The organism is Polaromonas sp. C04 (assembly GCF_002002705.1).
GTDB lineage: Bacteria > Pseudomonadota > Gammaproteobacteria > Burkholderiales > Burkholderiaceae_C > Rhodoferax_A.
This window is the reverse complement of record NZ_MUNS01000020.1, coordinates 324,749-342,865: the sequence shown is the minus strand read 5'-3', so window position 1 is coordinate 342,865 and position 18,117 is coordinate 324,749. Positions and strand designations below refer to the sequence as shown.

Below are 18,117 nucleotides of genomic sequence, written 5' to 3'. Positions count from 1 at the left end.
CTTCCTTACCGACTTCCAAACGCACTCGACAGTGCGCTATTCAAGGTGTTGAGCCAATTCATCCCCTTCAACATGCTCAAGCTATTGGTGCTTGTATTGATCACGGTCTGGTTCTGTATGTTCTGGTTGTTCAAGGTATTTTGGATAAACGTGCCGAACGCCGCGCCATTGAAGGGAGCGGTACTCAAGGTAGCGGTGCCCAGGGTGACGGAAGTCGGAGATGCAGAGTTCGCAGAACTCGGGGATGGAGTACCTGGAGACACTGGGCCCGTAGCTGTAGCGACGGTGGCAGGCGTGGCGGCAGGTTGAACAGTATTGCCCGGGCCGTTTTGTATCAGATTCAGGGCGCCCACCTGCTGATTGATGAATGCCGCCTGCACCGGCGTAATTTTGCTCAGGTCGGCGATGTTGAACGATGTAGTAACGAGCAGATTGCCGTTGATGGCAATGGAACGCACAACGCCAAACGACACCGTCAGGCCGGCGCCGATGTCAAAGCCGCCACGCATTCCGTCCAGCGTCTTGTTGCTGGCGGCGAGCCATACCTCGCCACCCTGCGCCGGCTTGGCGATGGCCTGTGCCGCAATCGCGTTACCGCCAAACACGCAGCACGCACCCGCCAGTACACACAACCATGTGCCGACACGGCACGAAAGAGAGTGTAGGTATTTCATCAGAAGTCTCCCGGGCCGAGCTTGGGCAAAGTGATACCGCCCAACCCCGCTCTATCAATACCGGAGGCCAGCGGCGAGCGAGGCGCCACATGCCAGTCCACCGCGAGATTGAACCTGGCAGTGTCCATCCGGTTGTGGATGACAAACAGCAGGTGGCTCTCCCAGCTGGCTTCGAACGCTGCACGCGGCACGACTCGCGTGCCATTCGCAGGATCACCGATCAGCACCCGGTCCGCCTGCAGTCCCTTGACGACCACAAAATGGTGGTAGCCGTGCTGGTTGATCAGCACGATCGCCGGAATCCGCGCCTCGCCCAGCTTGTCCAGCGGTTGATTGAAGCCGTCCGCCTCGAAGCCATGGGCCGCCAGGAAGTTCTTCATGTCCAGCAACGAGAAACCCTCCCGCCGGATCTTGGCCTGATCGCCATGCGCATACATTTCATCGAATACCGCGCGCTCGGTGATCGGGTAGCCATATTGATAGGTCAGCAGCGTCGCAATCGCCGCCGAACCGCAACTGAAATCGTATTGCTGCAGCAGCGTGCTTGCCTGACGCGCCTGCTTGATGCTGGTAACCGGCATCGCATAGTCGCCGCTGCCCATGCTCGGCAGCTCAATGCGCGGCGCCGGGGCCTGCGCATGACACACACCCGCCACCAGGGCGGTCAACAAGAAGAGACGCATGGCGTTCTCCTGTTATTTCATCTGCAAATTCAGGGTAACCGCGTTCTGGATCAGGACGTTGGCACCCGTGTTCTGGATCACCACCGGAATGCCACTCAGATTGGAAAACGAGCCCCCGCCGATCGCATTCGTGCCCGTCACCACCTGGTTGGCCGAGTTGTCTGCAGTCACGCCCGACAGTTTCGTGTCGGTGATAGTCAGGTCGCCGCCGCGATGGCTTGCCAGCGCATTCGCACTGACCGGATAGCCAAAGCTGACCGCGCTTGCCGCCCCGACGGCTGTAGAGGCCGCCAATGTCTGCGCCGCCGCAGGCGTCAGCATCAGGGGAGGCAATGCCGCAAGGAAAAACAGGGAACAGCTGAGTAAACGCATGATGACTCCCTTTTTACTTTCCCGTATAGGTCGCCACCAGCAGCCATGGAGCCCCTTTTACGGATGCTCCACGGCTGCAGGATGGGCTAAGCCGCGCTCAGTGGGTGTACACGTTGGCCATAACGTTCACGCTTTGCTGCACCAGTGACGCCATGCCACTGTTCTGGCTGGCCATCATGATGCCCGCGGCAGATTGCCCGACGCTGGTCATGCTATTGGACATGTCGAAGGCGCCCGTGGTGACACCGATGGTGCCGCCGTTGCCACCGGTACCTCCATTGCCGGCCCCGCCGGTGCCACCCATGGCCGTGTTGGTGCCGCCCGAGCCGGCGCCACCGGTGCCACCGGCGCCACCGCCGCCATTGCCGCCGTTCCCGGCGGTAGCGCTGCCATTGGTGGCGCTGCCATTGGTGGCGCTGCCATTCGAAGCCATTCCACCGGCACCGCCGGTGCCAGCCCCACCGCTACGGGTGCTGGCGCCGCCATCACTCGCCGAGCTGCCGCCAGCGCCACCGGCACCACCGGCACCACCGGCACCACCGACGCGGCTACCGCCGTGCCGGCCATTCGCGCCACCGCCGTTGCCACCGTCGTTGCCACCGCCGCCATTGGCGGCCGATGTACCGCCATTGTTGCTGCCAGCAGCGCTGCCACCACGACCATTGCCGCCGCCGCCTGCACGAGCACTGCCGTTGTGTGCACTGCCGTTGTCTGCACTGCCGTTATCTGCACTGCCGCCTGCACCACCAGGCGCCGCTGCGCCGCCGGCCCCTGTGCCGCCTGAACCCGAACCGGAGGCGCTGCCACCGTTGCCGGTGCCGCCGCGGCCGCCATAACCCTTGGCACCATTCGCATTACCGGTGTTCCAGGAGTTATTGCCGATACCCGAAATGCTATTGCCGGTCACCGTGCCGCTCAGTTCACTCTTGGCAACCACCGTAGACTTGTTGAATGCGTCGCTGATGTTGGACGTAGCGTTGCCATAGTTCGCTGCGGCGGAGCCCGCGGCTGAGGCATCTGCATCATTATGCGTAATCGTTTTCGTCTTGGTGCTCGTGTTATTGGAATGGCTGGTGGCCGTGTTATAGGAATGGTTCGTTGAACTGTTCGAGTTGCCCGAATGGTTCGTGGAGCTATTCGTGTTGTTCGAATGGTTCGTGGAATTATCCGTGGGGGTGATCGTTGATGTGTTGGTGTTATTGCCGTCGGTCGTAGTCTGATCGGTGGTGTTGGCAATCGCCAAACCGCTAAAGCCGAACGCAATGGCAATGGCAGAGGCCAATAGTGTCTTTTTCATACCATCTCTCCTTGAAGTAAATGACGTTGAGGTTACGGTTTGAGTTGCGCAAAGTGCCACCCATGGGTCTTTGAGCACAATCCATGCCAGGTACAGCGAGCGTCCCAATCCCCTTCATCCCTCAAGGCAAAACGATTACTTCCTGTGTTATCGCGCAACACGGCAGCATCCATAACGTGGGAAAGTGCGCTTTTTATCGGCGGAGTGTCACATCTTGTTGACAGTCCTTTTCGCCCTCATGGTTGCTGATGCTGCGATCACCGATGAAATGAATCGGGATCAAGCGATCCAGCCGGAAAGATGGGGCATGCAAACTGTATCGACTCTGTGACGCCTCGAACCGAGTTTTACATGGTGGGTTACGGCCGCGCACGCGCGCCTGCCTTTGCCAAGTGCCGTACGGCCCGCTTTGGGCCCGGTTTTCGGGCGAAGGCAAGCACTGCATCAATCTTGTGACAGGGGGTTCGAATGCACCTGATTCCAATGACCTGGAACAGAACCGGCCATGAAATCCGCGCTCAGATGCGACGACAGCAGATGTATTTACGTTTAGATGCAAGTTTCAAAACCGCTTACGTATCAGGAAATTGAACAAAAACTCGAGCTACTGCGGAACATCAACCCCGCCCAGATTGAATCGCCAGGCTGGCAGTGCCTGTGCAAACCAGCGCATTGATGACCTGAGATGAATAAACGGGTGAAAACGAGGTGCAAAGTTCTCGCAAATTGTTCTTGAAGTGATAGCGCACTCCTATTCAAAATGAAAGCGCGGTACATGTCTGAGAACGCTGCGTACCCTGGAACAGCTCGCGCGCAGGTGACACGAATTCGGGGCGTCTTCCGCACCATCCCCTGTTCAGGGGATGGTGCAATGCACCGGGCCATGTAGTCTGCGCACAGGAGGTTCGCCATGAACAATAAAAGTCTGCAGCACAGGCCTGCTGCCTTGCTCGCTTATTCAACCTTGGCGTTATCAAGCGCCGTCGCACAGGCGCAAAGCCCGTCGGCGTCACCGGAGAGTTCGGGCGCGCAGATCGAATCGCTGCAACAGCAGTTGACCGAACAGGGTCGGCAAATCGACACGTTGAAGCGAATAACGACCGAGCAGGAGAAGAAATACCAGGCCTTGCGACGCGCGTTGAGACAGCAGTCCAGGGATGCCCAGCCCGGCGAAACGGCGCAGGGAACGAATGCAGAGCAGGCCTCTCCCAATGCACAGGGTGAACAAAATCCGGCGGACACGGAGCAGCATCCGGTGCAGGTCGGCGCCGCACCAAGCCAGGAGTCGCAACCGGCAGTCGAGATTCCACGGCTGTTCGAGCAGCCGGGCATTCTGACGCCCAAGGGCAAGTTCGTGTTTGAACCGTCACTGGAGTACAGCTACTCATCCACCAACCGGGTTGCACTGATCGGCTACACCATCATTCCGGCGCTGGTGATCGGGCTGATCGACGTGCAGCAGGTCAAGGACAGCATCCTGACCGGCGCGTTAACCGGCCGCTATGGCCTGACCAACCGCATGGAGGTGGAAGCCAAGATTCCCTATGTATATCGCTCGGATTCATCGGTAGGCCGGCAACTCAACGCGGGGTCGGCCGCTGACGACGTATTTGACACCAGCGGCAAAGCGATCGGCGACATCGAGATGACCGCGCGCTACCAGTTTAATGAAGGCAGCGCCACCAAACCCTACCTGATCGGCTCGCTGCGCTTCAAGACCCGAACCGGCAAGGATCCCTTTGAGGTAATCACCGACTGCGTAACCAGTTGCGTCGGCAATCCTGCCGGCACCGGGTTGCCGCTCGAGCAACCGACCGGCTCGGGCTTTTATTTGCTGCAGCCGGCATTGACCTGGTTGTTCCAGTCAGACCCTGCGGTGTTTTTCGGAACCTTCAGCTATGCACACAACTTCGCGCGCAACAATGTGAGCCTTTCGGTGCTGGGGGGCCAGCAGGAATTTCTCGGAACAGTGAAGGCCGGCGACATCATTGGCGCCAACTTCGGCATGGGTCTGGCGCTCAATGAAAAGACCGCCTTCAGCGTCGGCGTCGACGTGAACTCCGTCGGCCGCACGCTGCAAAACGGCGTGCCGGTCACAGGGTCGGTCCGGGTTGTGCTGGCAAAACTGCTGTTCGGCTTCTCTTATCGCTACAGCGACAAGACCACCCTGAATTTCACGGTCGGCGCGGGCTTGACGCGCGATACACCGGACCTGACGCTGAACCTCAGGATACCTTTGTCGTTCTAGAAATGGCACCATGCACTCACGAAAGATATTGTGTTTGACACTGGGTAACGGGCCGTCCACAGTGGAAGAGTACCTGCGCAGCCAGGATTGGGAAGTCGTTTCGGCCACCGATTTGGGGACGGCCCGCCAGATCCTCGGGAGCAACCACTTCCTGGTGTGCGTCCTGGTGCTCAACCAGCCAGCCCCTGATCTCATCGCCAGGATTGAGGCGTGCCTGAAGGCATCAAAGTCATCCGAGTGGGTTGGCGTTTTCCCACCGCAATCGCTCGAGTCGCCAGCCTTTCGCGGCCTGATTCTCGACTGCTTTTTCGACTACCACACGCATCCCGCGGACCTGGGCTATCTGGTCCGGACATTGGGGCATGCCTACGGCCGCGCGACCTTGCGAGAGGGTCATGACCTGCAACAGCGCTGCATCGAGCACATGGGCATGGTCGGGCAAAGCGCTGCCATCGATTTGCTGCGCTCGCAGATCAAAAAGGTAGCCGTCACCAATGCGCCCGTATTGATCGGTGGAGAAAGCGGCAGCGGCAAGGAACTCGCGGCACAGGCCATACATCAATGCTCACCGCGCGCAAGCGGGCCGTTCATCGCGGTCAATTGCGGTGCCATTTCGCCGAGCCTGATTCACTCCGAACTGTTCGGGCACGAGCGCGGCTCGTTTACCGGTGCGTCCACAGAAAAGCGCGGGTTGATTGAAATGGCAAATGGCGGAACCATTTTTCTCGACGAAATCGGCGACCTGCCGCGCGAATTGCAGACCAACCTCCTGCGCTTTCTGCAGGAGAAAACCATCAATCGCGTCGGTGCCACGCGCACGCTGCAGGTGGACGCGCGGGTCGTAGCGGCCTCGCACGTGGATCTGGCCGAAGCGGTATCGTCAGGCCACTTCCGCGAAGATCTGTTTTACCGGTTGAACGTGCTGACTCTTGCGGTGCCCGCGCTACGCGAACGCAAGGGCGACGTGCCAATGCTGGCCCAGCACTTCTATCGGCGCTGCACGGCAGACAAGAAGACCCGGGTTGAAGGCTTCAGCAAGCAGGCCATCGCCGCCATGATGGCCTACGACTGGCCAGGCAACGTGCGGGAACTGTTCAACCGGGTGCAGCGCGCCGTGGTGATGACCGATCGGCGCATGATCACGCCGCTAGACCTCGGGCTGACCGTTGAAGAAGGTCAGAGCAGCGTCGGCCTGGATACCGCCCGCACCATCGCCGAGCGCGACGCAATCTCCATCACCTTCAACCGGGTCGGGCGCAACGTCACGCACGCCGCGCGCGAACTGGGCATTTCGCGCATGACGCTGTATCGCCTCATGGAAAAGCACGGCATCGCCTCCGGAGCGGGATAGACCACGAATTCAGACAATGGGGATTTGGTAGGGCGTGTTGGGCTCGAACCAACGACCAAAGGATTATGAGAGCAATGTCTCGTGCTGCGTGGGTGTCTTTACCAAGCACTGCCTAGCAAAATCAAGCACTTACGCGCACTCAAAAGCAGTCACACGCAGCCACTTGCACCCGTTTGCAAATGATTTGCCATAAATTTGGCATAGATTTGGCATAACTATCAACTGCAAACGCCAGCGCATCCTACCTTGCGCGCAGGGCCGCTGCAACCCCAAGCCAGGACCTGGTTAGCTGTAGCGGCGCTTGTTGGTTCAGGACTGGCCAATACGAGGTATAGGCACCGCTGCTCGCGCTCACCCTGCCACGCTGGCGGGTCACCACAGCCTTTGCGGGGCATCCCTGGCGCATCTCTATCAAATGGACCGCGCCCGCGCTTGCGGACGGTGGGCGAGACAGCCGCACCGGCGCCGAGACGATTTCAAACCCGCGCTCTGCTTGACGTGGCACCTCTGCCAGCCGTCGCAAGGGCCTGGGCGGTGTCAGAGCCGCTCGAGCAGGTCGCCCACATGCCGTGCGTTGCGGGCACAGGTGTCGCGGAACTCCGCGCTGATGCGGCTGTCCTGCGAGGCTTCGTTCCAAAACTGCTGTGCAGCGCCAGCCGCGGCCTGCCAGCGTGTGCGTTGGGCCGGCAGGGGCAGGCCGGGCTCGAACGCGCACTGGGGAAGCTCCACCCCGCGCACCGGTGCATAGAGCATGGGCAGCATGTCGTACGCGGGAGCCATGCGCAGTCCCGGCAAGAACGACAAGTTGCCCTCATGCATGTCGCTGTTGGCGATGAGTTGGCCGAAGTGCCACAGCAGCTCGATGCTCTCTTGCACAGGCTCGTCGATGAAGCCCTTGTCGCGCAAGGCCTGCGCCGCGCTGGTCCAGGGCTTGCCGCCCAGGCCAAAGAACGCACCATTGAGGGAGGCCCAGGAGCACACCGGCGAGCGCCCGTGCGCTTGGTGGCGGTCAAAGCGCTCCACTTCTAGGAAGGTGCGCCCCCCTGCCTGGTGGATGTGACTGCGTGCAGCGGGCAGGCGCAGGTGCTTGGCAAGCGCTTCGAGCGCCAGGTGCTCGCACACGAGCAGGTCCGACCAGCGCTGGGTTCCCGGTGAGTTGTCCGAGCCGGAGAACTTCACGATGACATGAACGAGCCCGCCGTCGCGCCGGCGTACGGCCGTGAACTTGGGAAACTCCCCGCCGGCGGAAGAACCGGCCACACCGAGCGCCATCGAGTTCGCGGCCAGGGCCAGGTAGGCATCCTGGAAATTCGCTTCGGCTAGCGCAGTCGGGTCCTGCTGTGCTTGGATGAGCCAGTGGCGCAGCGCCGTCTCGCCCAGAATGTAGCAACCCGGCTGGTCGCTGCCTAGCAACGCAAGGGCGTACAGCGTGTCGTCCTCGGACCAGTGCCGCGGGTCCTCGTTGACCTGCAACAGGCTGGCGTTATGCCGGGCGAAGTGCCGCCCAAGGAATCCCTGTGGCCGCATATCCTCCAGGGGATATGGGAGGCCGTCAAACCAGCCGTCTGCCATGTCCTCATCCAGCGGCCAGGCAAAGGGCTCCCGGCAGTCGAGGGCGCAGCCGTTCGGATAGGTCGGAATAAGAGTGGCCACCTCGTGGGCGCGGCCTTGCTCGTCCACCCGGAAGAGGGGCAAGCTCTCCAACGTTCCCCGAACGGTGCGCCGGGGCGCGTAGGCGCTGCGCCGCGCCCGTCCACGCGAGACCACCTGCGGCCCCAGGGCGTGCACGGCACGCATGAGCGTCGCGCGGCTCACCTGCAAGCGCTCCAGCAGCTCCCGGGCGGGCACCCGATGCGAGGCACGCAAGGTCTGCAGGAGAGTGTCGGCAACAGTCATATATGAAACGATTCTTTTATAAAATGATTAGATTAATGGGACGGCAGTAATTTCTAACGCCCGCATTAGGTGAAACGATTTATGAAACAATTCTAGCTACTCGAGCTCATCTTGTCGAGTTGAACTCAAGCCTTCCAGTCCGGTACCCGCTCCAGCCCCCTAAAGCCCTTTAGCACGCACTCGTTCGCTACACGCGAACTACAGGCCACATGGGGTGGCCTGCACAAAAAAACGCCCTGCCTCTCTTTTTGCTTTGGTCGGCTTGGAGAGGCAGGGCGCAGCGGGCGAACCGATGACACGTATAGCAACCGGGTCTCCCGTTCTGGGGGGCCATCATGGCAATTTCTGCGCAGCAGCATGCGGTCGCGTTCGACCAGGACGAACCGTACGCCTACACGCACGCAGCGCCAGGTGCCTAATGCATGCCTGCGTGCGCGCTCATCGGCAAAGGCTTTGAAGTCGTACATGACGGCCGTCCCAGCCGCCGCGTTGCACTGAGGTTCAGCGGCCACGCGAGCGCGCTTCACCGGCTTGGGCGCGTCGGCGATTTCTTGGCGAAGGGTTTGGGCGACGGTCTGCCTGGCCTCCTTTTTTGGTGTCAAAGCCCCCTTGGAAGTTTTTGTAGGTGCCCAGGCGAATCCGCGCGGTATGTTTTCCTGATTGTTTGCCGTAGGTTGCCATATCAGCACACCTCCCGGGTGGGGCGCTGTGGCGCGTCAAAACGGAACTCGGGCCGGGGCGCACGGCCCCCCAAAATAATTTCCTGCATATTGGTCTCACTTACGTAGCGCCAGGACATCTGGCTTAACGTAAAGACACAGGACTTTTTTGCCACCGCGCGCCGCGCTTTTAGGCCTTTAGGACCGGGCCGCGCAGGGCTGGGTGGCTGGCACACAAACGCACGCCGGTGCATTCAAGTGCAGGAAATTTGGCATAGATTTGGCATAAATCGCCGCCAAAGCCCCAACAAAAAAGGACCTGCACACGCAGGTCCTTGATTTTGCTCAATAATTTTTGGTAGGGCGTGAGTGATTTGAACACTCGACCAAAGGATTATGAGTCCTCTGCTCTGACCAACTGAGCTAACGCCCCAAACCGGTTCCGATTGTAAGAGGCTACTTGTGGTGACTCAGCGCGTTGCTCACCAGCTTGGACGTGATATCCACAATCTGGATCATGCGGTCGTAGGGCATGCGGGTCGGACCGATCACGCCCAGCGTACCGACAATTTGCCCGTCTACCTCGTAGGGGGCACTGACAATCGACAGCTCCTCGAACGGTACGACCTGGCTCTCGCCGCCAATGTAGATCCGTACGCCTTCGGCCCGGCTGGAGATGTCGAGCAGCCGCATCAACTGGGTTTTTTGCTCGAACAGCTCGAAGGCACGGCGCAGCTGCCCCATGTCACTCGAGAAATCGCTGACGGCCAGCAGGTTGCGCTCACCCGAAATCACCACTTCGTCCTGCGACTCGGTCAAAGCCTCCGAACTGATGGTGACGGCCGCCTGCATCAGCGTGGCGATTTCGCCGCGAAGCTTTTCCACCTCCTGCTGCAGCCGCTCGCGCACCTGCTCGATGGCCAGGCCCGCGCAATGGGTGTTTAAATAATTGGCAGCTTCGAGCAATTGGGACTGGGTGTAGTCCACTTCGGTGAAGATCACCCGGTTTTGCACATCGCCGTCAGGCGACACGATGATGACGAGGAAGCGCCGGTCAGACAGTCTTAAAAATTCGATGTGACGGAACACCGAGGTGCGGCGCGGCGCCATCACCACGCCCACAAAATGCGACAGGTTGGACAACAGCTGGGCCGCATTGGTAATCACCTTCTGGGGCTGATCCTGCGCCAGGCTCGGCGCAGACAGAGGCCCGTGCTGGGCCGTCAGCATGGTGTCCACGAACAGGCGGTAGCCGCGCGCGGTCGGAATGCGGCCGGCCGAGGTATGCGGACTGGCAATCAGCCCCAATTCTTCCAGGTCCGACATCACGTTGCGGATGGTCGCGGGCGACAAATCCAGGCCCGATGCCTTTGACAACGTGCGTGAGCCGACAGGCTGCCCGTCGGCTATATAGCGTTCGACCAGAGCTTTCAATAACAACTTGGCGCGATCGTCGAGCATTCGGTCATTTTAATGTTGTAATTTACAAATGAAATCAATATTCCGCCATGTGGCGCTGATCGGCAAATACCAGGGCTCTGGCTCTGGCATTCTGACCGCATCTTCGCGCCAGGTGCTGGATGATATTGCCCATTACCTGGGCAAACAGGGTTGCGACGTCGCCGTGGAACGCGACACGGCTGCCAGTACCGGCCTGAGCCAGTATCCGGTACTCGATGCCGCGGCGATCGGCTCCGAATGCGATCTGGGTCTGGTGGTTGGCGGCGACGGCACCATGCTGGGCATTGGCCGGCGGCTGGCTTGTTACGGCGTCCCATTGATCGGCATCAACCAGGGGCGACTGGGTTTTATCACCGACATCCCGCTGGAAAATTACCAGACCGCGCTCACCCCCATGCTGCGCGGCGAGTACGAGGAAGACCACCGCAGCCTGATCCATGCCCGGGTCATGCGGGACGGGCGCTGCGTCTTCGATGCCCTGGCCATGAACGACGTCGTGGTCAATCGCGGAGGCACCTCGGGCATGATGGAACTGCGGGTCGAGGTGGACGGCCATTTCGTGGCGAACCAGCGCGCAGACGGCCTGATCATCGCCACACCCACCGGCTCCACGGCTTACGCCCTGTCGGCGGGTGGCCCCTTGTTGCATCCCTCTATCCCCGGCTGGCTGCTGGTTCCCATCGCTCCGCATAATCTATCGAATCGACCCATAGTCCTTGCTGATCAAACGGAGGTTGCTATTGAAATAGTAGCGAGCCGAGAGGCCAGCGCCAACTTCGACATGCAGTCGCTGGCCTCTTTGCTGCGCGGCGACCGCATCATCGTGCAGCGCTCGCAGCACCGTGTGCGCTTTTTGCATCCCAAAGGATGGAGCTACTTTGACACGCTGCGCAAAAAGCTCCACTGGAACGAAGGAGTTTCCTGAACGTGGCCCTCAAACGCCTGACCCTGCGCGACTTCGTCATCGTGCATGAACTGGAGCTGGATCTGGCCGATGGTTTCACGGTGCTCACCGGCGAGACCGGGGCCGGCAAATCCATCCTGATCGGTGCGCTGCAACTGGCGCTGGGCACACGGGCCGATGCCGGCGTGGTACGCGAGGGCGCCAGCCGTACCGATGTCTGCGCCGAGTTCGACGCCGCGCCAAACCTGAACGACTGGCTGGGCGAATCGGGCTTCGATCTGTCGGACAGCCTGCTGTTGCGCCGCACGGTCGACGCCCAAGGCAAGAGCCGCGCCTGGATCAATGGCAGCCCGGTCACCGCCACACAGTTGCGCGACATTGGCGAGCGACTGCTCGACATCCATGGCCAACACGCCTGGCAAAGCCTGACGCGGCCCGATTCGGTACGCGGCCTGCTCGACGCCTATGCGGGCATCAGTACCGAGCCGGTGAGTCAACTCTGGAGCGCCTGGCGCGATGCGCAAAAATCGCTGACAGACGCCCGCGCGGCCCAGGACAGCCTGCAGCGCGAGAGCGAGCGCCTGGCCTGGCAAATCGGCGAAGTGGACAAGCTCGCCCCGGGCTTTGATGAGTGGGACGAACTCAACACCAGCCACACCCGTCTGTCGCACGCGCAAGCCTTGCTGGATGCCGCGCAGGCGGCGCTGAGTGCACTGGAGGACGACGACGTCGGCGCGCTCGCAAGGCTCGCGCGGTCGCACACGTCGCTACAGAATCAGGAGCATGTTGAGAAGGATTTTCAAGGGCTTGCCGAGGTTTTGGCGTCCAGTCTGGCGCAGGCACAGGATGCCGCGCACTCGCTGCATGCGTATTTGCGAAAGACCGATCTGGATCCGCAACGCCTGGCCGAACTCGACGAGCGCATGTCCTTGTGGCTTTCCCTGGCGCGGCGCTACAAGCGCATGCCGGAAGAACTCCCCGGTGTGCTGGCATCGTGGAAGGAAGCGCTGGCCAAACTAAATGCTGCCTCCGATCTGGCGGCGCTGGAGGCGGCCGAACAAAAAGCGGGGGCCGCCTACATGGCCGAGGCCCACAGCCTGTCCAAAGCCCGCGGCAAGGCGGCCCCCCGGCTGGCCAAGGCCATTACCCAGGCCATGCAGGGCCTGGGCATGCAGGGAGGTGTGTTCGAAGTCGCGCTGCAAAAGGTCGAACGCCCGATGCAAAGCGGCCTGGAAGAAGTGGTGTTTCTGGTGGCGGGCCATGCCGGCAGCACGCCGCGCCCGGTGGGCAAGGTGGCCTCGGGTGGCGAGCTGTCACGGATCGCGCTGGCGATTGCCGTGACCACCAGCCAGCTCGGGACCGCCCAGACCCTGATCTTCGACGAAGTGGATGCCGGGGTCGGGGGTGCCGTGGCCGAGACGGTAGGACGCCTCATGAAGCAGCTCGGGCGCGACCGGCAAGTGCTGGCCGTCACGCATTTGCCGCAAGTGGCAGCATGCGCCGACCATCATTTGGTGGTCGCCAAGCAGCAGGGGACAACCGGCACGCTCAGCACCGTGGCGCCGGTCAACGGCGAGCAGCGCGTCGCCGAGGTGGCACGCATGCTGGGCGGCGAGCGCCTGTCCAGCACCACGCTGGCTCACGCCAAGGAAATGCTCGAGACCAGCGTGACCAAAACCGGGCTCAGGCCATGAGCCGCCGGGCCGCTCCCAAGGCGAATACCGCAGCGCGTCGCGCGCAGGTTGCCTTATGACCCGCCGGGCCGCTCCCACGGCGAATGCCGCGGCGCGCAGCGCGGAGGTCGTTCTCATCACCGGCATGTCGGGCTCGGGCAAGTCTGTTGCGCTGCATGCCCTGGAGGACGCGGGCTACTACTGCGTGGACAATCTTCCCCCTGAACTGTTGCAGGCCTTTGTCGCCCTGGAGCAGCAGCACCGCGCCGGCCGGGTCGCCATCGCCATGGACGTGCGCAGTGCGGCCTCGCTGCCGCTGGTGCCCAAACAACTGGCCGAACTGCGCCGGCACGGCGTGCAAATCAAGCCCCTGTTTCTGGACGCCACCACGGATACGCTGGTGCGCCGCTTTTCGGAAACCCGGCGCATGCACCCGTTGACCCGTCACACGGCCACAAGCAGCACGCAAGACCAGCAGCGCGCGCTGGTCGAGGCCATCGAGCTGGAGCGTGAACTGCTGTCGGATTTGCGCGAACAGGCGCATGTGATCGATACCAGCATGATCCGGTCGGCCCAGTTGCAGGGCTACGTCAAATCGCTGATTTCGGCGCCTGCCAGCCATCTCACGCTGGTGTTCGAGTCGTTCGCCTTCAAGCGCGGCATTCCGGTGGACGCCGACTATGTGTTCGATGTGCGCATGCTGCCCAACCCCCATTACGAGTCGGCGCTGCGCGCGCTGACCGGGCGCGACGAGCCGGTCGCCGCCTACCTGCGCCAGCAAGCCGAGGTGACCCAGATGCTCGGCGACATCCAGCACTTTCTGGATGCCTGGCTGGGTGCCCTGGCGCGCGACCATCGCAGCTACGTCACCGTGGCCATTGGCTGCACCGGCGGCCAGCATCGCTCGGTCTACCTGGTCGAGCAACTGGCCGACATCTTTGCCAGCCAATGGACCACCCTGAGGCGCCACCGCGAGCTGGATGTGGGTTGAGCCCGCCCCAGGCCCGACTCAACGCTGACTCAACAGCTTGCGAATCGGCGCGGGCAGCCCCAGGCCGGGCCACTGATCTGCGGCAAACCAGGCGCCCTCAAGGCCCGTCTTTGCACTGACTGGCAATTGCACCGTCACCGGATGCAGGTGCAAGTCCTTGTGCGTCAAAACATGGGTGAACGCCGGCGCGTCGTGCAGGCGCGCCCGAATCCGCACAGGCAGCTGCGCCTGCAGTGCCTCGCGGCTCTCGAACACGGGCAGGCAGTACAAGCCGGCCCAGACGCCCGGTGTCGGCCGCTTCGCCAGCCAGACGGCGCCATCGGCCGCGTGCGCCAGCAGCAGCCAGAGCGATTGCGCGCCGCGCTTGAGCTTGCGGGTCTTGACGGGATAATTTTCCGGCTCGCCCCGTTGCTGCGCGATGCAAAGCTCGCGCAGCGGGCAGATCAGGCAGTCCGGATTGCGCGCCAGGCAAATGGTGGCCCCGAGATCCATCAGGCCCTGGGTGTAACGCGGCATGGCCTGCGCCAGTGAGTGGTGCGGCAACAAGGCGGTAGCCTGATCCCATAGGGCGCGCTCGTTGGTAGCCACGGCCAGATCGGCATCAAAACCCAAGACACGGGTCAGGACACGCTTCACATTGCCGTCCAGAATGGCGACCCGCTCGCCAAAACAAAACGCCGCGATGGCGCCCGCGGTCGAGCGCCCGATGCCCGGCAGGGTTTGCAGCTGCTGCGCACTGGGCGGAAACTCGCCGCCATGCTGCGTCACCACGGCGACGGCACAGCGGTGCAGGTTGCGCGCACGGCTGTAATAGCCGAGCCCGCTCCACAGCGCCAGCACGTCGTCCAGGCTGGCCTTTGCGAGCGCCTTCACGTCAGGGAAACGCCGCAGGAAACGCGGGAAATAATCGAGAACGGTAGCCACCTGCGTCTGCTGCAGCATGATTTCCGAGAGCCAGACCCGATAAGGGTCCCGTGTGTCCTGCCACGGCAGGCCGCGGCGGCCATGCGTCCTTTGCCAGCCCACCACGCGGGCGGCAAACTCCTGCGGCCCGGCGGTCATGCCGTTTTGAGAGCGGCGAAAACCACCGGTTCGTCGGATTGCGGCACATCCAGCAGGCGCTCCGTCAACACCAGCAGCCTGGCATCGAGCTGATTGAGCGCCGCCTCCTGCTGGACAATGTCTGCAATGCGTTCGTCCAGCCCTGTGGCCGCCTGCTGGATGCGCTCGATGGCTTCCAGGCGATGGCCGAAATTGCGACGACGTTCACGCAGCTGCACATCGAGCTGGGCCGCGGCCGACTTGTTCCACAGCTCCACCTCGCTCAGCGCGGATTCATAGACCGCCCGCAAGCGCGTTGCCAGTGCCCGCACCAGGCGATCCGCAAATTCGGGCGTCGCCAGCTTGAGCGCGTTGGAGACGCCCAGGTATTGCAGGTGGCTGCGCTCAACCAGTTCAAGATCGCGCTCGAAACGCAGCAGGTCCGGCTCCTTGGGCGGCTGCAGTGAAAACCCGTGCTCCGCATTCAACTGGCGGAAGATCGCAACGAACATGGTCTGGATTTCGATGCCCGTCGCCTGGGCCCGGCCCAGCCCCTCACGCAGACGCTGAAAAGTCTGGTTGTAGGCTTTTTTGACGCCCAGCTTGATGCCCCGCTGGCGCAGCGCCCGGTTCAGATCGCCCAATTCCGCCTTCAGCGTGGACGCCCCGAGAATTGTGAACAACTCCCGCAGCAGCCTGAGGTGAACCGACCGAATCGCGTGGATCTTGGCCCCACTCACATCGAACTCGATCTGTTCCTGGTGGACTCGCGCCCGCATGTGATTGATCACCGCTGCGTTCTTGCCGCGCAGGCCCTTGAGCTCCAGCGCCTGCTCGGCAAGGTCACGGCGGCGAATCTGCATCACCCGGCCGGCTTGCGCGCGCAAGTCGGCAATACCGGCCGACATCTCGCTGCGCAGAATGCCCTGGCGCCGGCCCAGCAGCCCCACGCCCAGCGCCGCCTCCAGCGCCGGCAGCCGGCTCTCCCGCAGCAGCGCCGCATCGTCGGTCACCTTGGCCAAAAGACCCTTTTGCGCGGAGACGGGAAAAACCTGCTCCGGGGAAATACCCAGTAGCTCGGCCGTTGCGGCGCACTGGCGCTCGATCTGCTCGCGCACCCGCGCAGGGGTGCTGAGTTCGTCCCACAAGGTGTCGATCTTGTTGAGCACGACCAGCCGCGCATCGGCATGGTCACTGTCGGTGACCAAGTGCTCGCGCCAGATGGCCATGTCGGATTTGGTCACACCGGTATCGGCCGCCAGGATGAAAACCACCGCCTGCGCCTGCGGGATCAGGCTCACGGTCAATTCGGGCTCGGCGCCGATGGCGTTCAGACCTGGTGTGTCGAGGATCACAAGGCCCTGCTTGAGCAAAGGATGCGCCATATTCACCAGGGCATGGCGCCAGCGGGGCACCTCCACCAGGCCGTAGGCGTCCACCGGCGGATTGTCTTCGGGCGTCATGTCGTGCCAGAAGCCCAATGCCCGCGCCTCTTCGCGGCTGACGATGCGCACCTCCGCCACTTTTTCGAGGGCCTGTGCAAGCTCGGCCGGGTTGTTCACATCGAGGTCGATACGCGTCCATTTCTCGGGCACGGCGCGCCACTCCGTCAACGCTTTCGGCTGCAGCCGTGTCTCGATCGGCAACAGGCGCAAACAGGGCGGAACGTCGGCGTCGTAACCCAGCTCGGTCGGACACATCGTGGTGCGCCCTGCGCTGGCCGGCATGATGCGCCGTTTATAGCCGGCAAAGAAAATCGCGTTGATCAGCTCCGACTTGCCGCGCGAAAACTCGCCCACGAAGGCGACCATGACCTTGTCGGTGCGCATCCGGCCTTCGATCTGGTGCAAGCGCTCTTCAACGGCCGCGTCCATCAGTTCATGATCCTTCATCCATTCGGCCAGAAGCTTCAGGCGCAGGGCAAAATCACGCCGCCACGTACCATGTTGATCGAACTGGTCACCGAAGGAATTGCGCACTGTGTCTCCCTGCCTAGCTTTGGGTTATAGCATTGACGCGGGCCGGCGGCCTCAGTACCTCTGGCAGGCCGGGCAAAAATAGGTGGAACGCTGGCCCTGGCGCAACAATTTGATGCCGACACCGCACACCCGACATGGCTGGCCGGCGCGGTCATACACCATGGCCTCCAGCTGGAAGTAGCCGCTCTCGCCCTGCGCATTGGAAAAATCGCGCAGCGTGCTGCCTCCCTTTTGGACGGCTCGCGCCAGTACATCCCGTATCGCGACATACAAACGCGCCGCCTGAGGCCTGCTGATGCGCGCGCCCCGCACGGTGGGGCGGATTCCGGCCAGGAACAGCGCCTCGCAGGCGTAGATGTTGCCCACGCCCACCACGACCTCGCCGGCCAGCAGGATCTGCTTGATCGCCGCTTGGTGCCGCTTCAGCCCCGCATGGAACGCCTGCAGGCCAAAATCGGGGCCGAGCGGCTCCATGCCGAGTTTGCCCAGCAACCGGGCCGCCACCGGCGCGGCTTGATTGTCGGCGTACACCACGGCGCCAAACCGGCGCGGATCGTGCAGGCGCAGCACGCCCCGGCTCGTCAGCAGATCAAAGTGGTCGTGAACGCCCGCCGGCGGCTGGCTGGCGGCGAAGCTCAAGCTGCCCGACATGCCCAGATGCAGCAGCAACAGGCCATGATCCAGGTCGAGCAGCAGGTATTTCCCCCTGCGGCGCACGCCCCGCACGGTTCGCCCGGCGAGCTGGGCCGGGTCACAACCCAGCGCCCACCGCAGTGGCTTGCCCAGGCGCGCGCCATCGATGCGCGCGCCCGCGATCCGATCGGCAAAGCTCAGCCGGGTGACCTCGACCTCGGGTAGTTCAGGCATGGATACGAAGAATTAACAAGC

At 62.4% G+C, this 18,117-nt stretch carries 14 protein-coding genes and 1 tRNA gene; 5 read left to right on the top strand and 10 right to left on the bottom strand.

Going from position 1 to position 18,117, the window contains the following annotated elements; all coding sequences use genetic code 11:
* Positions 1 to 5: 5 nt before the first annotated feature.
* From B0E49_RS02840 to B0E49_RS02825, 4 genes are all read right to left on the bottom strand, one after another.
* A complete protein-coding gene (locus tag B0E49_RS02840; RefSeq protein ID WP_144264401.1) occupies positions 6 to 674 on the bottom strand; it encodes a hypothetical protein in 669 nt (222 codons plus the stop codon).
* On the bottom strand, positions 674 to 1,357 hold the full coding sequence (locus B0E49_RS02835) for a C39 family peptidase (protein ID WP_077560440.1): 684 nt from the start codon (positions 1,355 to 1,357) through the stop codon (positions 674 to 676). The genes B0E49_RS02840 and B0E49_RS02835 overlap by 1 nt, the downstream gene beginning before the upstream one ends.
* Before the next feature lie 12 nt (positions 1,358 to 1,369).
* A complete protein-coding gene (locus B0E49_RS02830; protein WP_286137754.1) occupies positions 1,370 to 1,729 on the bottom strand; it encodes a hypothetical protein in 360 nt (119 codons plus the stop codon).
* Between the two features lie 97 nt (positions 1,730 to 1,826).
* Positions 1,827 to 3,026: a hypothetical protein gene (locus B0E49_RS02825; RefSeq protein WP_077560438.1), complete on the bottom strand. Its 1,200-nt coding sequence runs from the start codon at positions 3,024 to 3,026 to the stop codon at positions 1,827 to 1,829.
* A gap of 910 nt (positions 3,027 to 3,936) precedes the next feature.
* On the opposite strand from B0E49_RS02825, the gene B0E49_RS02820 reads away from it, so the two are divergent.
* Complete coding sequence (locus B0E49_RS02820; RefSeq protein WP_077560437.1) at positions 3,937 to 5,274, top strand: acetate kinase; 1,338 nt, start codon at positions 3,937 to 3,939, stop codon at positions 5,272 to 5,274.
* 10 nt (positions 5,275 to 5,284) lie between these two features.
* Positions 5,285 to 6,625, top strand: a complete 1,341-nt coding sequence (locus B0E49_RS02815; RefSeq protein ID WP_077560436.1) for a sigma-54 dependent transcriptional regulator — start codon at positions 5,285 to 5,287, stop codon at positions 6,623 to 6,625.
* 537 nt (positions 6,626 to 7,162) lie between these two features.
* Here B0E49_RS02815 and yjjJ read toward each other — a convergent pair.
* The 3 genes from yjjJ to hrcA all read right to left on the bottom strand — a co-directional run bounded on the left by yjjJ (position 7,163) and on the right by hrcA (position 10,641).
* Positions 7,163 to 8,521, bottom strand: a complete 1,359-nt coding sequence (yjjJ, locus tag B0E49_RS02810; RefSeq protein ID WP_077560435.1) for a type II toxin-antitoxin system HipA family toxin YjjJ — start codon at positions 8,519 to 8,521, stop codon at positions 7,163 to 7,165.
* 1,015 nt (positions 8,522 to 9,536) lie between these two features.
* Positions 9,537 to 9,613, bottom strand: a tRNA-Ile gene (locus tag B0E49_RS02805).
* A gap of 23 nt (positions 9,614 to 9,636) precedes the next feature.
* Positions 9,637 to 10,641, bottom strand: coding sequence for a heat-inducible transcriptional repressor HrcA (hrcA, locus tag B0E49_RS02800; protein WP_077560434.1), 1,005 nt, complete (start codon positions 10,639 to 10,641; stop codon positions 9,637 to 9,639).
* Positions 10,642 to 10,669: 28 nt separating this feature from the next.
* Between hrcA and B0E49_RS02795 the strand changes: the two genes are divergently transcribed.
* Genes B0E49_RS02795 through rapZ form a run of 3 tightly spaced genes read left to right on the top strand, consistent with a single transcriptional unit; the run spans position 10,670 to position 14,209 of the window.
* Positions 10,670 to 11,566, top strand: coding sequence for an NAD kinase (locus B0E49_RS02795; protein ID WP_077560433.1), 897 nt, complete (start codon positions 10,670 to 10,672; stop codon positions 11,564 to 11,566).
* Positions 11,567 to 11,568: 2 nt separating this feature from the next.
* On the top strand, positions 11,569 to 13,239 hold the full coding sequence (gene recN / locus B0E49_RS02790) for a DNA repair protein RecN (RefSeq protein WP_077560432.1): 1,671 nt from the start codon (positions 11,569 to 11,571) through the stop codon (positions 13,237 to 13,239).
* Between the two features lie 55 nt (positions 13,240 to 13,294).
* Complete coding sequence (rapZ, locus tag B0E49_RS02785; protein WP_077560431.1) at positions 13,295 to 14,209, top strand: RNase adapter RapZ; 915 nt, start codon at positions 13,295 to 13,297, stop codon at positions 14,207 to 14,209.
* Between the two features lie 18 nt (positions 14,210 to 14,227).
* Here rapZ and mutY read toward each other — a convergent pair whose 3' ends face one another.
* From mutY to mutM, 3 genes are read right to left on the bottom strand one after another with little or no spacing between them, the layout of a single operon-like run.
* Positions 14,228 to 15,271, bottom strand: a complete 1,044-nt coding sequence (mutY, locus tag B0E49_RS02780) for an A/G-specific adenine glycosylase (RefSeq protein ID WP_077560430.1) — start codon at positions 15,269 to 15,271, stop codon at positions 14,228 to 14,230.
* Positions 15,268 to 17,229 carry a dynamin family protein gene (locus B0E49_RS02775; protein WP_144264400.1) on the bottom strand — a complete coding sequence of 654 codons (1,962 nt, stop codon included), beginning with the start codon at positions 17,227 to 17,229 and terminating at the stop codon, positions 15,268 to 15,270. Before B0E49_RS02775 ends, mutY begins: the two co-directional genes overlap by 4 nt.
* A 51-nt stretch (positions 17,230 to 17,280) precedes the next feature.
* Positions 17,281 to 18,096, bottom strand: coding sequence for a bifunctional DNA-formamidopyrimidine glycosylase/DNA-(apurinic or apyrimidinic site) lyase (mutM, locus tag B0E49_RS02770; RefSeq protein ID WP_077560429.1), 816 nt, complete (start codon positions 18,094 to 18,096; stop codon positions 17,281 to 17,283).
* Positions 18,097 to 18,117 lie beyond the last annotated feature (21 nt).

What these genes read in the sequence shown, in the direction of transcription:
- B0E49_RS02795 (WP_077560433.1), top strand. Translation starts at nt 10,670, where the DNA reads ATGAAATCAATATTCCGCCATGTGGCGCTGATCGGCAAATACCAGGGC.
- B0E49_RS02835 (WP_077560440.1), bottom strand. Translation starts at nt 1,357, where the DNA reads ATGCGTCTCTTCTTGTTGACCGCCCTGGTGGCGGGTGTGTGTCATGCG.
- yjjJ (WP_077560435.1), bottom strand. Translation starts at nt 8,521, where the DNA reads ATGACTGTTGCCGACACTCTCCTGCAGACCTTGCGTGCCTCGCATCGG.
- rapZ (WP_077560431.1), top strand. Translation starts at nt 13,295, where the DNA reads ATGACCCGCCGGGCCGCTCCCACGGCGAATGCCGCGGCGCGCAGCGCG.
- B0E49_RS02815 (WP_077560436.1), top strand. Translation starts at nt 5,285, where the DNA reads ATGCACTCACGAAAGATATTGTGTTTGACACTGGGTAACGGGCCGTCC.
- B0E49_RS02820 (WP_077560437.1), top strand. Translation starts at nt 3,937, where the DNA reads ATGAACAATAAAAGTCTGCAGCACAGGCCTGCTGCCTTGCTCGCTTAT.
- hrcA (WP_077560434.1), bottom strand. Translation starts at nt 10,641, where the DNA reads ATGCTCGACGATCGCGCCAAGTTGTTATTGAAAGCTCTGGTCGAACGC.
- B0E49_RS02825 (WP_077560438.1), bottom strand. Translation starts at nt 3,026, where the DNA reads ATGAAAAAGACACTATTGGCCTCTGCCATTGCCATTGCGTTCGGCTTT.
- B0E49_RS02840 (WP_144264401.1), bottom strand. Translation starts at nt 674, where the DNA reads ATGAAATACCTACACTCTCTTTCGTGCCGTGTCGGCACATGGTTGTGT.
- mutY (WP_077560430.1), bottom strand. Translation starts at nt 15,271, where the DNA reads ATGACCGCCGGGCCGCAGGAGTTTGCCGCCCGCGTGGTGGGCTGGCAA.
- mutM (WP_077560429.1), bottom strand. Translation starts at nt 18,096, where the DNA reads ATGCCTGAACTACCCGAGGTCGAGGTCACCCGGCTGAGCTTTGCCGAT.
- B0E49_RS02830 (WP_286137754.1), bottom strand. Translation starts at nt 1,729, where the DNA reads ATGCGTTTACTCAGCTGTTCCCTGTTTTTCCTTGCGGCATTGCCTCCC.